The 13015-nt window shown below is 70.2% G+C and carries 12 protein-coding genes; 5 read left to right on the top strand and 7 right to left on the bottom strand.

Annotated elements, in window-relative coordinates:
- Window positions 1-151: 151 nt before the first annotated feature.
- Both ACFXP5_RS06185 and ACFXP5_RS06180 read right to left on the bottom strand, forming a co-directional pair.
- Window positions 152-1375 carry a DNA polymerase domain-containing protein gene (locus tag ACFXP5_RS06185; RefSeq protein ID WP_394543941.1) on the bottom strand — a complete coding sequence of 408 codons (1224 nt, stop codon included), beginning with the start codon at window positions 1373-1375 and terminating at the stop codon, window positions 152-154.
- A 100-nt stretch (window positions 1376-1475) separates the two neighbouring features.
- Window positions 1476-2372 (bottom strand): Bax inhibitor-1/YccA family protein, encoded by an 897-nt coding sequence (locus ACFXP5_RS06180; protein WP_394543940.1) that lies wholly within the window; start codon window positions 2370-2372, stop codon window positions 1476-1478.
- A gap of 148 nt (window positions 2373-2520) precedes the next feature.
- Between ACFXP5_RS06180 and ACFXP5_RS06175 the strand changes: the two genes are divergently transcribed.
- The 4 genes from ACFXP5_RS06175 to ACFXP5_RS06160 are packed head-to-tail and all read left to right on the top strand — an operon-like array spanning window position 2521 to window position 6544.
- Complete coding sequence (locus ACFXP5_RS06175; RefSeq protein ID WP_394543939.1) at window positions 2521-3540, top strand: glycerophosphodiester phosphodiesterase family protein; 1020 nt, start codon at window positions 2521-2523, stop codon at window positions 3538-3540.
- A gap of 9 nt (window positions 3541-3549) precedes the next feature.
- Window positions 3550-4494 carry an ABC transporter ATP-binding protein gene (locus ACFXP5_RS06170; protein ID WP_394543938.1) on the top strand — a complete coding sequence of 315 codons (945 nt, stop codon included), beginning with the start codon at window positions 3550-3552 and terminating at the stop codon, window positions 4492-4494.
- Entirely contained in the window at window positions 4491-5528 is a 1038-nt protein-coding gene (locus ACFXP5_RS06165) for an ABC transporter permease (RefSeq protein WP_394543937.1), read from the top strand. Before ACFXP5_RS06170 ends, ACFXP5_RS06165 begins: the two co-directional genes overlap by 4 nt.
- A gap of 38 nt (window positions 5529-5566) precedes the next feature.
- Entirely contained in the window at window positions 5567-6544 is a 978-nt protein-coding gene (locus ACFXP5_RS06160) for an arsenic resistance protein (RefSeq protein WP_394543936.1), read from the top strand.
- Here the strand turns inward: ACFXP5_RS06160 and ACFXP5_RS06155 are convergent.
- The 5 genes from ACFXP5_RS06155 to ACFXP5_RS06135 all read right to left on the bottom strand — a co-directional run bounded on the left by ACFXP5_RS06155 (window position 6541) and on the right by ACFXP5_RS06135 (window position 10274).
- The gene (locus ACFXP5_RS06155) at window positions 6541-7434 is read right to left on the bottom strand and encodes a helix-turn-helix domain-containing protein (protein WP_394543935.1); all 894 of its coding nucleotides are present in this window, start codon (window positions 7432-7434) and stop codon (window positions 6541-6543) included. The genes ACFXP5_RS06160 and ACFXP5_RS06155 overlap by 4 nt on opposite strands.
- A 65-nt stretch (window positions 7435-7499) precedes the next feature.
- Window positions 7500-8216, bottom strand: coding sequence for an anti-sigma factor (locus ACFXP5_RS06150; protein ID WP_394543934.1), 717 nt, complete (start codon window positions 8214-8216; stop codon window positions 7500-7502).
- The gene (locus tag ACFXP5_RS06145; RefSeq protein ID WP_394543932.1) at window positions 8203-8760 is read right to left on the bottom strand and encodes an RNA polymerase sigma factor; all 558 of its coding nucleotides are present in this window, start codon (window positions 8758-8760) and stop codon (window positions 8203-8205) included. The genes ACFXP5_RS06150 and ACFXP5_RS06145 overlap by 14 nt, the downstream gene beginning before the upstream one ends.
- A gap of 15 nt (window positions 8761-8775) precedes the next feature.
- A complete protein-coding gene (locus ACFXP5_RS06140) occupies window positions 8776-9447 on the bottom strand; it encodes a class F sortase (RefSeq protein WP_394543931.1) in 672 nt (223 codons plus the stop codon).
- Window positions 9444-10274 (bottom strand): DUF4397 domain-containing protein, encoded by an 831-nt coding sequence (locus ACFXP5_RS06135; protein ID WP_394529355.1) that lies wholly within the window; start codon window positions 10272-10274, stop codon window positions 9444-9446. Before ACFXP5_RS06135 ends, ACFXP5_RS06140 begins: the two co-directional genes overlap by 4 nt.
- A gap of 158 nt (window positions 10275-10432) precedes the next feature.
- On the opposite strand from ACFXP5_RS06135, the gene ACFXP5_RS06130 reads away from it, so the two are divergent.
- Window positions 10433-13006 carry an excinuclease ABC subunit UvrA gene (locus tag ACFXP5_RS06130; RefSeq protein WP_481825237.1) on the top strand — a complete coding sequence of 858 codons (2574 nt, stop codon included), beginning with the start codon at window positions 10433-10435 and terminating at the stop codon, window positions 13004-13006.
- The last annotated feature ends 9 nt before the right edge of the window (window positions 13007-13015 follow it).

The following is a 13015-nucleotide window of genomic DNA, read 5'->3' as shown; positions in this document are numbered from 1 at the left end:
ATAAATGGGCGCGGGGCGGCCGATCCGGCCCGAATCGGGCTTATCCGGGCCGCTCTTCCTGAGTACGGTACGCAGCAGCCGTCCGTCCTGAGTCCGGTACGCATCCGCCGGGCCGGGCCGGTCCCGCGGGCGAGGAGGGCGCGGGCGCGGGCTAGGACCGCCCCGCCCAGGGGTCGTAGTCGGCGAGCAGCGGCTCCTGCGCCGGGCGCTGCGCCTCGGGCACATGCTGCAGGTTGACCCGCACGCGGTACCAGAGCGAGCTCGAGCCCCGCATGCCGTCGACGAGCACGTCGGCGGCGTGCAGCAGCGACGCTGCGTCGGCGTGCGCGCCCTTCCACTGCTCCACCGCGGCAAGCGCCTCGGGCTTGGTCTTCGTCCGCGCGACCTCGATCAGCGGCATCGTCGACGCCCGGCGGCCGGTGCCGTCGGCCTCGCGCGGCGGCTTCTCGGCCGGGCCGAGCGCCTCGGCCAAGCGCAGCAGGGCGTCGAGCGAGCCGACCGCGTCGTCGATACCCGCGTGCGGGTCGCCGATCTCGGCGAAGCGATCGGGAACGGTGAGCACCGTGAACTCCTCGGGCCGGCGCGAGCGCACCTCGTCCCAGGCGAGCGGGGTGGACACGCGCGCGTCGGGGAGCGGGCGGATGGAGTAGGCCGAGGCCACGGTGCGGTCCTTCGCGTTCTGGTTGAAGTCGACGAACACGCTCTCGCCGCGCTCCTCCTTCCACCACCGCGCCGTCGCAAGGCCCGGCGCACGGTTCTCGACCTCGCGGGCGAGGGTCTCGGCCGCGAGGCGCAGCGCCGTGAAATCCCACTCCGGGGCGATCCGCACGATGATGTGGATGCCGCGCGATCCACTCGTCTTCGGCCACCCCACGAGGCCGTGATCGCTCAGCACCTCGCGCACGATCATGGCCACATCGACGATCTGCGACCATTCCACGCCCGGCATCGGATCGAGGTCGACGCGCAGTTCGTCGGGGTGATCCAGATCCTCGGCGCGCACCGGATGCGGGTTGAGGTCGAGGCATCCGAGGTTCGCGATCCACGCGAGTCCGGCGGCGTCGCGCACCACCGTCTCCTCGGCCGAGGTGCCGCGGGCGTAGTGCAGCGTGGCGGTATCGATGAAGTCCGGATGCTTCTCCGGCACCCGCTTCTGGAAGAACGCCTCCGCCTCGATGCCCTTCACGAACCGCCGCAGCACCATCGGGCGTCCGCCGGCTCCGCGCAGGGCGCCATCGGCGACGGCGAGGTAGTAGCGCACGATGTCGAGTTTGCTCACCCCGGGTTCGGGGAACACCACGCGGTCGGGACTGGTGACGCGCACCTCGTGGCCGTCGATCTCGAGGATCTCGGGTGGGGTCTTCGACGGGCTCATGGCTGCGACGCTAGCGGCGGGGCGGATGCTGCGACCAGCCCTTGCGCCGGATACGACAAAGGGGCCGTCCGAATCGGACGACCCCTTCGTGCGAGTGGTGCTAGTTGCTGCCGCGCACGATCGCGATCATGCGGAGGATCTCGACGTAGAGCCACACGACGGTGACCATGATGCCGAAGGCCGCCTTCCAGGCGAACTGACGCGGTGCGCCGTTGCGCACGCCGCGCTGGATCTGGTCGAAGTCGAGTACGAGCGAGTACGCCGCCATGATGACGACGAGCACACCGAGGATCAGACCGAGCGGGATGCCGAAGATGCGGGCGCTGCTCAGGCCGAACATCTGGTCAGCGGGCAGGACACCGAACAGCATGAGTCCGACGTTCAGCAGGCTGAACACGAGGTAGCCGACCATCGCGATCATGAAGATCTTGGTCGCGCGCTTGGAGGCGCGGATCTTGCCGCTCGCGAAGAGGGCCAGCGTGACACCGACGACCGAGACCGTGCCGAGCGTCGCCTGGATGACGATGCCGGGCCAGAGGAACTCGAAGAAGGCCGAGATGCCACCGATGAAGAGACCCTCGAACAGGGCGTAACCGATGATCAGCGGGACGGACACCTTCTTCTTGAAGATGTTCACCATCGCCAGCACGAAGCCACCGATCGTGCCGATGAGCAGCGGAGCCATGTTGGGGTTGGGGTTGGCGGCGGTGACGCCGGCCATCGTCCAGATCCATCCGCCGACGGCGGCGACCAGCAGGACGGCGAACAGGGCGATCGTCTTGTAGACGGTGTCTTCGACCGTCATGCGGTCGGTCTGCTGCGCTCCTGCGGACGGCGAGGCGTACATTCCCTCGAGCTGCGCGCTGGTCGCGGCGGCCGGGGGAGCGTACTGCGCTGCGCCTCCGAGACCCGCGGCGCGAGAGCCGCCCGGGTAGGTCTGGACGGCGCGGGGGTCCTGGAACGCCGGGTTGTTGAATGCCGGGTTGTTGAGGGCCACTTGCTTTCACTCTCCAAAATTGGATTTGACACAGCACCGTGCTGTAGATCAACACTACCCGAACCCCTCGGCACCACGCCGGGTCGGCGCTGGGAGGCAGCTATGAGCGGGGCGGATGCTGCGAGGCGGGAGCGCTAGCGTGGTCGGCGTGACGTCGCCCCTGATCATCGGTCACCGCGGTGCCCCCGGTTACCGCCCCGAACACACGCGCTCGTCCTACGAACTCGCGATGCGGCAGGGTGTCGACGCGGTGGAGCCCGATGTCGTCGTGTCGCGAGACGGCGTCCTCGTGGTGCGGCACGAGAACGAGATCAGCGCGACCACCGACGTGTCGCAGCATCCGGAGTTCGCCGCGCGCCGGACGACCAAGACGATCGACGGCGAGCGGCTCACGGGATGGTTCGTCGAGGACTTCACCTGGGACGAGCTCGCCACGCTGCTGTGCCGCGAGCGCCTCCCGGGGCTGCGTCCGGCCAGCGCCGCCTTCGACGACACCGAACCGATGCTGCGCCTCGTCGACCTGTTCGACCTGGTCGCCACCACCGCGGCGACCCTCGAGCGCACCGTCGGTGTCGTGGTCGAGATCAAGCACGCGACCTTCTTCGCCGGGGAGGGGTGGGATCTCGCGGCGCTGGTCGACGCCGAGGTGCGGGCGGCCGGGTGGGCCGATGGGGACCGACCGCTCGTGTTCGAGTCCTTCGAATCGACCGTGCTCACCCGCCTGCGCGAGCGCGGAACCGCCGGCACCTACATCTACCTGCTCGATGACATCGGCACCGCGCCCGACCTGCTCGCCGCGTTCGGGAGCGCCGCGCCGACGTACGCGGAGACGGTGAGCCCGGCCGGGCTCGACGGTCTGGTCGGGCGTTTCGACGGCATCAGCGTGGCGAAGAGCATGATCCTCGCCCCCGATGCCGAGGGGCGGGCCACGGGCCCGAGCCCCCTCACGGCCGACGCGCACGAGCGAGGGCTGCAGGTGTTCACCTGGACATGCCGTCCGGAGAATGTCTTCCTCCTCCCGGGTTTCCGGCGGGGGCGGGAAGAGGCGGCGTTCGGCGACTACGCCGCGGAATGGCAGGTCATCCGGGAGGCGGGGGTCGACGGCGTGTTCGCCGACTACCCCGACCTGGAGGCGGCGTTCTTCCGTTCCGAGGGGACGGCACCCTAGGCTCGGGGCATGACCGCCGGGGGGATCGTCGTCCAGGACGTGCGTCGATCGTTCGGTTCCGTGCACGCCGTTCGCCACGTGTCGCTGCAGGCCCACCCCGGTCGGGTGACGGGCCTCGTCGGACCCAACGGCTCGGGCAAGACGACGCTGCTGCTGATGCTCGCCTCGCTGCTGCAGCCGGACGCCGGGGAGATCCGCATCGGCGGTATCGACCCCGTCACCCAGCCGCAACAGGCCCGCGCCCTGCTCGGGTGGATGCCCGACACCCTCGGGGCGTGGCCGGCGCTCACGGTGTACGAGACACTCGTGGTCACGGGAAAGCTGTACGGGATGACGCGCCCCGACGCCGAGGCGCGCGCCGCGGTTCTGCTGGGCGAGGTCGACCTCGAGCCGCTCGCGCGCTCTGCGGCGAAAGTGCTGTCGCGGGGTCAGAAGCAGCGGCTCGCGTTGGCGCGTGCGCTGGTGCACGATCCCGCCGTCCTGCTGCTCGATGAGCCGGCATCGGGCCTCGATCCGCAGGCCCGCGTGCAGTTGCGCGTGCTGCTGCGCCGCCTGGCTGCTCAGGGACGCAGCATCCTGGTGTCCTCTCATGTGCTCTCCGAACTGGAAGAGGTCGTCGACGACGCCGTCTTCATGGTGGCCGGTGAGACGGTGGCCGCCGACCGCATCGCTCAGGCCTCGCACCGCGCCCGCTCGTGGCGCCTTCGCCTCCTCGCTCCGCAGGGCGGAACGCCGTCGGTCGACGACCTCACCCGCGTCGCCGCGGTGCTGCATCTGGACGCGGGGGCGGTGGTCGCCGATCGGCGAGACCTGCTGATCTCGTTCAGCACCGACGCGCAAGCCGCCGCCGCGCTGCGCGCGATCATCGAAGCGGGGGTCGCGGTGCTGGAGTTCGCCCCCTCGACCGGCGACCTCGAGCACACCTTCCTCGACCTGCGAGAGGAACGCCCGTGAACGCCGCCCGGCTCGGCACCGTCATCGGCCTCGAGCTGCGCCAACGGGTGCGCTCGGTGGCCTGGTACGTCATGCTCGGCATCTTCGCCGCGATCCTGCTGCTCGTCACCGCCCTGGCCTTCGCCGCCTTCTCGTTGACCACGGGGGGTGGACCGTGGTTGTTCTCCCTGCTCGTCTTCCTCGTGCTGCTCCTCGTCGTGCTCGTCTCGCCCACCTTCAGCGGGAGCGCCGTCAACGGCGATCGGGATGCTGCCACGCTCGCGCCCTTGCAGGTGACCCTGGTGACGACCGCCGAGATCATCGTCGGCAAATTCCTGGCCGCGTGGATCACCGGTCTCGCCTTCCTCGCCGTCGCTCTGCCGTTCCTGCTCGTCGCCACCGCCGCCGGTGGGCTCGGGCCGCTCACCGCTCTCACCTCCTTGGCGGTGCTGATCGTCGAGGTCGGGGTGGTGGCGGCGATCGGCGTGGGCTTCAGCGCCGTCCTGGCGCGCCCGTTGTTCTCGGTGGCCAGCACCTACCTCGTCGTTGCCGCGCTGACGATCGGCACCGTCATCGCCTTCGGACTCGGCGGCACCGCCCTGCGCACCGAGGTGACGACGACCGAGCGCTATCCGACGGGTGCCACGGCGTCGGGCACCGCGTGCGGGCCGTGGCAGGAATCCACCTACGACATGCCGCGCTTCGACCGGGTGTGGTGGGTGCTGGCCGCCAACCCGTTCGTGATCATGGCCGACGCGACACCGACCGAGTTCAACGTCGCCGGGTACCCCGAAGACCTCTTCGGTCAGATCGCGTTCGGCGTGCGCTCGGCGCAGATCGTGCCCGAGACCGACCGTCGCGCGGATTACTGCGATCCCGATTCGTTCACCGGTTCGAACTCGCCGACCGCGAGCGAGGTGATGGCCGAAACGACTCCGAGCTGGTTCATCGGACTGCTGCTGCAGTTCGCCCTGGCGGCGGGCCTGCTGCTGTGGGGGTGGGCGCGTACGCGCACCCCGGCGAAGGCCCTCCCTCCCGGCACCCGCATCGCCTGACCGCGTCCTCGGCGCGTTCCGTCGGGCAGAGTGGGGGAGTGCGGGCGACGGTGGAGTGGACGCAGAAGCACCAGGTGGCGCTGTTCCTGCTGGCGATCGCCGCGGGTGGGGTCTTCGGGATGCTGGCGCCCGGCCCCGCGCAGCGGCTCGAGGTGGCGATCACCCCGGTGTTGGGCGCCCTGCTGTACGTGACCTTCCTGGGGGTGCCTTTCCGAGACCTCGGCCGGGCGTTGCGCGGCGGCCGGTTCCTGGTCGGGGCGCTCGTGATCAACTTCGTCGTCGTGCCGATCGTCGTGTTCGCCCTCAGTCGGTTCGTCGTGGGTGACGAGCCCGTGCTGCTCGGGGTGCTGCTCGTGCTGCTGGCACCCTGCGTGGACTACGTGATCGTCTTCGCCGGTCTTGCCGGCGGCGACCGCGCACGCCTGCTGGCCCTCACGCCGCTCCTCCTGATCGCTCAGGTCGTGCTCTTGCCCGGCTATGTCTGGGTGATGGCGGGGGAGCAGGTGCTCGCCGCCGTCGACCTTCGCCCCTTCGCGTCGGCGTTCCTGTGGCTCATCATCGTCCCCCTCGGTCTCGCCGTGCTCACCCAGCTCGCCGCCGGCCGGTGGCGGGCGGCGCACCGGGTGTCGGGGGTCGGGCTCGCCGCGATGGTGCCGCTCATGATGCTGACGCTCGCGATCGTCGTGGCGTCGCAGGTGCCGGGGGTTCGCGACTCCTGGACGGACCTGCTCGTCGCGCTGCCGCTGTTCGCGGTGTTCCCGTTCATCGCGGCCGTGCTCGGCGCATTCGGTGGGCGCCTCCTGCGTCTCGGGCGCCCCGACCGCATCGCGCTCACCTTCAGCGCAGCGACCCGCAACTCGCTCGTCGTGCTGCCCCTCGCGTTGGCACTGCCCCCGGCCTACGCCCTCACCCCGGTCGTCGTGGTGTCGCAGACACTGGTCGAGCTCCTGGCGATGCTCGTGCTCGTGGCCGTCGCGCCGCGCGTGTTCCGCCGAACGGACGGACAGCGCCGCTAGGGCAGCTCGGCGGCTCCCGAGGGGGCGGGGTGGGCGGCAGCTTCCTCCTGGGTGGCCGCCCACGAGGCGAGCATGGCGAGGGCGTCGGCGGAGGGGGAGCCGGCGGGCGCGGTGTAGACGTTCATCACCAGTCCGGGTTCGCTGGGCAGCTCCAGCGACTCGTAGTTCAGATCCAGATCGCCCACGATGGGGTGGTGCAGCCGCTTCACGCCGCTGCGGTGGAACATCACGTCTCGAGACGCCCACTCCTGGCGGAACAGCTCGCTCTGGGTCGAGAGCTCCCCGATGAGGGTGATGAGGGCCGCATCGTGGGGAGTGCGTCCCGCCTCCATGCGCAGCATGGCGGCAGCGTCTTTCGCGATGCGGTCGTACTCGCGCCAGAAGCTGCGTGCAGCGGGGTTGAGGTAGACGAACCGTGTCGTGTTCACGGGGCGCCGCGGGTCATCGAAGACCGGGGAGTAGAGGGCGCGACCCATCCGGTTGGTGGCGAGGATGTCGTGCCGACCGTTGCGCACCCACGCGGGGGCATCGGTCATCGCATCCAACACCTGCTGCACGGCGGCTTTCACCGCGGTCGCCGGTCTCGGCGCGCGCGGGCGGGGCTGGCCCGCCGCGCGTGCCAGGTCGTGCAGGTGCTGCTGTTCGGCCTCGTCGAGCCGGAGTGCGCGCGCGAGCGCATCGAGGACGCTGTCGGAGACCCCGGCGAGGTTGCCCCGCTCGAGGCGGATGTAATAGTCCACCGAGACGCCGGTGAGGAGGGCGACCTCTTCGCGGCGCAGCCCGGGAACGCGGCGGTTTCCGCCGTACACGGGTAGTCCCGCCGCTTCCGGGGAGATCCGGGCGCGCCGGGAACTCAGGAACTCCCGGACTTCGCCACGCATGTCGCTCATGTCTCCACGGTAGGCGTGTCCACGCCGACGGGGGAGGCTCTGGCATTACCCGCCACGGGCGTCCGTCAGATGAAGGTGAGGCTGCCGCGCACCAGCGAGTCGCCGGAGTGGGCGGGGTCGCCGTCGAGCGATTCGACCGAGATGTCGACCACCCGGTACTCATCCAGGTCGATATCCACCGGCACCGTGAAGGTTCCGCTGTCGCCTTCCAGCACGCCGAGACTGATGAGCGCAGAGGCGTCGCTGTTGAGCAGCCACACCTCGCGATAACCGGGGCTCGTGTCCTGCCGATCGCCGTCGAGCGTCACGCGGATCTCGCGCGTGCCGCCACCGTCCTCGCGAACGTCGGCCGTACCGGCCAGGCCGGGGTGTTCGGGCAGCGCCGTCAGCACCGCTTCGGCGAGATCGGTCGGGCGCGACGCCGTGATGGCCCAGCTCGCGATGCCCGCGCCGGCCAGCAGGACGAGGCCCGCCGCCATCGGCAGCAGCCATCTGCGTCGGCGGGAGGCCGTCTCCCGGGGGAGGGATCGAACCGGCGCGGGCTCAGCCTCGTCCTGTTGCGCGAGTTGCAGCTCGTCGGCGATGCGCGCCCACACCCGGGCGGGGGGTCGTTCGAGTTCCTCCGGCGATACGTTGGCGCGGGCGACGGCGGCGGTTCGGCGCAGCGCTTCCTCTTCGCTGCGGCAGTCCCCGCACGCCCGCAGGTGTTCGTCCTCGGCGGGCGTGGGTGACGCGGCGCCCAACGCGATGAGCGCGAGCTGATCGGGGTCAACGTGCGACACCGGTCACCTCCAATCGGTTGCGCATGCGGGTCAGGCTCCGGCGGATGTGGCTCTTCACGGTGCCGAGGGGCATATCGAGGCGCTCGGCGATCTGCTGGTGGGTCAGGTCGTCGAAGAACGCCAGGTGCATCACACTCTGAGCGTCGGGCTCGAGATGTTGCAACTCGTCGGCGACCAGGATCGTGTCGGCGAGGTCGGGAGGTTGTCGCACGAGGTCGTCGGGGTGCGTGGTGCGCAGCAGCTCCTGGTGCAGCGCCCGCACCTTCGCCCGGGACTCGTGCATGTCGGCGATGCGGTGCTTCGCGATCGCCACCAGCCAGGTGGACAGTTTCGCTCGTGAGGCATCGAAGCTCGCCCGCGAGGTCCATGCCGACACGAAGGTGCGCTGCGTCGTGTCCTCGGCGTCGCTGCGGTCACCGAGCGAGCGCAGCGCGAGGGTGAAGACGACGGGTGACCATCGTTGATACACCTCGGCGAGGGCGGACTCGTCACCCGCGACGAAACGCGCGTTCAGCTCGAACTCGCCCTGGGCGTCAGCATCCATGCTTCTCACCACTTCTCACGCGGGCGACGCGATGGCGACCACGTTATCGCGGTAGCGCCCGGTCGTGGAGTCGAAGGGGCCGCCGCACGTGATCAGCACGAGACGCGGCTCGCCCGCACGAGTGAAGATCTCGGCCACGGGGAGGTCGGTCTTGGGGTAGTAGGTGACGGACTCGACCGCGTAGGAGCGCGCGGTGCCGGTCGCGTCGACGACCGTGATCTCGCCGCCCGGAGCGAGTTCGCGCAGGCGCGCGAGCGGGCCGATGGGGTACTGCGGGGCGTCGACGTGGGCGGAGATCACCGTGTGACCGGCGGTGCTCGCCGCGTCCGGACCGAACCGGTACCACCCCGCGATGGCGGGGTCGACGGGCAGCTCCATCGCTTGGTTCGCATCGACACCCACCGGTTGCACGGGCATATCGACGCCGATCGCGGGCACCTGCAACCGCACCGGGGGGATTGCGGGGGCGGGCGTTCCGAGATCGGCGGAGGCGATGGGCACCTCGGGTACCACGGGTGGCGGCGTCACGACCGTCGGGGTCGGTGCGGGAGTCGCCGTGGGGGAAGAGGAGACCTCCGCACCCGTCGTGACGCCACCACCCGTGGAGCATGCGGTGAGCAGGGTCGCGCCGACGAGCACGGCAGCGAATGCTGCGCGTGCTCGCCGGCGCGGTGCGGAAACCGTCACGGCCGGTGCGTGGCCGTCCGGCGAACCGCGATCGATGCTGCGACGGCCGCGGCAGCGGCCAGCAGCACCCCGCCACCCAGCCAGAGAGCAGACTGCTGTGCGTCGCGCTCGGCCAGGTATCCGGCGGATCCCGAGGGGACGCCGTCGGGGTTGGAGTGCAGACCCTCGACGGTCTGCACGGCGAGCGCCAGGTTGCCGTCGGCGGCGCTGCCCCAGGCGTAGACGATCGTGAGGACGCCGTCCTGGATGGCGACATCTGTCGGGCCGAGCACCGGAGCGGTCGTTCCCGCCAGGGCGACGGCGGCGGAGACGTTGCCCGCCGCGAGGTTGAGAGTCTGCTGGTTGGGGTTCGTGAGCCCGCTGATCACGGCGGTCCCCCCGGCCAGCACGTCGACGGCGGGAGCCGCGGCGACGTGGCGCACGGTGAGCCGTCCCTGGCCCGCGGCGGTCGCCGAGGTGTCGTTGGTGAACGGCGTGAGCGCAGGCTGACCGGCCTCGGTCAGGTGGGCGACGGCGGTGTAGTTTCCGCCCGCGGCCAACGTCAGCGTTGCCGGGCCGAGGATGGGGGCGCTGGCGTCTGCAGCATCCGGAGCCGTGATGGCGACCTCATAGTCGCCGGCGGCCAGATCGAGGGGTCCGGCCAGGTCACCGGGGGCGAAGTTGTCGAGGGTGAGCGTGCCGTTCACGTAGACGTCGACCGGGGTGTCGGGGATCGCGTGGAGCACGGAGAGCTTCGCCGTCCCGGCGGTGCTCGCCGAGGCCGGGAGAGCGAGCCCCAGCGCCGCGATGACGCCGATCGTGAGACCGGCTGCTGCTGTCTTGCGCATGTCTTCCTCCTCCGGCGAGGGGGATCCCCGCCATGCCAGTGCTTTCCGCGGGGAGGGCCCCCATGGATGCACCTGGATGGAATTCGGTGTCTGGCAAGGGGCGAGGCTCGTCCGCCGCGACGGGATAGGGTCGGCAGTCGATCAAGGAGATGCTCGACATGACGGCAACGGATGACTCCTCGACCGGGGCGCGGTTCGAGCATGTCCGTGTGCGCGGCGCGCGCGAGCACAACCTCCGCGCCATCGACATCGACCTTCCGCGCGATGCTCTCGTCGCGTTCACCGGCGTGTCCGGGTCGGGGAAGAGCTCGCTGGCCTTCGGCACGATCTACGCCGAGGCGCAACGACGGTTCTTCGAATCCGTCGCCCCGTATGCGCGGCGCCTGATCGATCAGGTCGGCGCGCCCGACGTGGATTCGATCGACGGGCTGCCGCCCGCGGTCGCCCTCCCGCAACGGCGATCGGGCGGTTCGGCCCGCTCGACCGTCGGCAGCGCGACGACGGTGGCGAACGTCGTGCGGATGCTGTTCTCCCGGGTCGGCACGTATCCGACCGGCGCACCGATGCTCTGGGCCGAGGATTTCTCGGCGAACACGGTTCAGGGGGCGTGTCCCACGTGCCATGGACTCGGTCGCATCCACGACGTCCCCGAAGAACTGATGGTGCCCGACGAATCGCTGTCGATCCGTGATCGGGCTCTCGCGGCGTGGCCGACCGCCTGGCACGGCAAGCAGCTGCAGGACAGCCTGATCTCGCTCGGGTACGACATCGACGTGCCGTGGCGAGAGCTGCCCCGAGACAAGCGCGACTGGGTGCTGTACACGCAGGAGTCGCCGCAGGTGCCGATCTTCAGGGATCTTTCGCCCAAACAGGTGCGGAAGGCGGTGGCGTCCGGGACGGAGCCGTCGTACTTCGGCACCTTCCTGGGCGTCCGGCGCTATGTACTCGACACTTTCGCGAACTCCAAGAGTGCGCGAATGCGTGAGAAGGCCGCCGGGTTCATGGTCAGCGTCCCGTGCCCTGCGTGCGGCGGGAAGCGACTCAAGCCCGACGCCCTCGCCGTCACTTTCGAGGGCGCCGACATCACCGAGATCGGCGCCCTGCCGCTGAGCGACGTCGCCCGGATGATGGAACAGGTTCTCCAGCCCGAATGGGGGTCATCGTCGTCTCACGGAGCCCCGTCCGAGGAGCTCCCTCCCGAGAAGCGTCTCGCCGCCCGGCAACTCGTCACGGAGCTGCTGGGTCGGCTGTCGCCGATCATCGATCTCGGGCTCGGCTACCTGACGCTGGACCGCACGACCGCCACGCTGTCGTCGGGCGAGCTGCAGCGCATGCGGTTGGCGACGCAGGTGCTGTCGCGGCTGTTCGGTGTCGTTTTCGTGCTCGACGAACCGTCCGCCGGGCTGCACCCCGCCGACACCGAAGCGCTGGTGGGCATCCTGAAGAGCCTCCGGGACTCCGGCAACACCGTGTATTTCGTCGAGCACTCGATCGACGTCATCCGGGAGGCCGACTGGATCGTCGACATCGGGCCGGGCGCCGGAACGGCGGGAGGCACGGTCGTGTACTCCGGCGCCATCGACGGCCTGCGCAGTGCGGAAGCATCCGTCACTCGTCGCTACCTCTTCGACGGGCCCGACTCCCCATCCGCGGAACCGCGCCCGCGTCGGATCGGCGACGCTCAGCTCACGCTCACCGGCGTCACGCGGAACAACCTGTCCGAGGTGACGGTGGCGTTCCCCCTCGGGGCCTTCACCGCTATCACCGGTGTGTCGGGGTCGGGCAAGTCGACACTCATCAACCACGGCATCCCCGACCTCCTCCGCGCCGACCTGGCGAGCCGCTCGGATGAGGTCGAGGAAGACGACGAGGCGCCTTCGCTGAGTCCGCTCGATGCGCAGGGACCGGGTTCCACCGCCGGCCGTGCGTCCGGACCCGCCGATCGCGTCCGTCGGATCGTGCAGGTGACGCAGAAGCCGATCGGACGAACGCCGCGGTCGAACGTGGCGACGTACACGGGCGTGTTCGACCAGATCCGTCGCCGATTCGCGGCGACCGCGGAAGCGCGGCGGCGTCACTACAGCCCCAGTCGGTTCTCCTTCAACCTCCCCAGCGGCCGGTGCCCGGTCTGCAAGGGGGAGGGCATGATCGAGATCGAGCTGCTGTTCCTCCCCACGGTCCATGCGCCCTGCACCGCGTGCGGGGGCACGCGGTACAACGCGGACACCCTCGAGATCCGACTGGACGAGATGACCGTGGCCGACGTGCTGGCGATGAGTGTGAGCCGGGCGAGGGAGTTCTTCGAGGGCGACGCCGACGTGGTGCAGCATCTCGACGCCCTTCTGGACGTGGGGCTCGGCTACATCTCGCTCGGCCAGTCGGCCACCGAGTTGTCGGGTGGCGAGGCGCAACGCGTGAAGCTGGCGTCGGAGTTGCGTCGTGCGCAGCGGGGCGACACCCTTTATCTCCTCGACGAGCCGACCTCCGGACTGCACCCGGCCGACTCCGATCGTTTGGTCGGCCACCTGCAACGTCTCGTCGACGGCGGCAACACCGTCATCGTCGTCGAGCACGACATGCGCGTCGTGGCACAGGCCGATTGGGTGATCGACCTCGGACCGGGAGCGGGTGACGCCGGTGGCCAGGTGATCGCCGAAGGGACACCCGAGAGCGTGGCCGAGCACTCGGGGAGCCGAACGGCGCCGTTCCTGAAGGCGGCGTTGGCGCGTTAGGACCGTGGG

The sequence above is a fragment of the Microbacterium hanjuni genome (genome assembly GCF_043556395.1).
Taxonomy (GTDB): Bacteria; Actinomycetota; Actinomycetes; order Actinomycetales; family Microbacteriaceae; genus Microbacterium.
This window is presented reverse-complemented; position numbering and strand designations above follow the sequence as displayed.

Bases quoted from the DNA above. Each gene is read 5' to 3' on its own strand.
- ACFXP5_RS06135 (WP_394529355.1), bottom strand. From the start codon at position 10,274: ATGCGCAAGACAGCAGCAGCCGGTCTCACGATCGGCGTCATCGCGGCG.
- ACFXP5_RS06185 (WP_394543941.1), bottom strand. From the start codon at position 1,375: ATGAGCCCGTCGAAGACCCCACCCGAGATCCTCGAGATCGACGGCCAC.
- ACFXP5_RS06155 (WP_394543935.1), bottom strand. From the start codon at position 7,434: ATGAGCGACATGCGTGGCGAAGTCCGGGAGTTCCTGAGTTCCCGGCGC.
- ACFXP5_RS06130 (WP_481825237.1), top strand. From the start codon at position 10,433: ATGACGGCAACGGATGACTCCTCGACCGGGGCGCGGTTCGAGCATGTC.
- ACFXP5_RS06170 (WP_394543938.1), top strand. From the start codon at position 3,550: ATGACCGCCGGGGGGATCGTCGTCCAGGACGTGCGTCGATCGTTCGGT.
- ACFXP5_RS06145 (WP_394543932.1), bottom strand. From the start codon at position 8,760: ATGGATGCTGACGCCCAGGGCGAGTTCGAGCTGAACGCGCGTTTCGTC.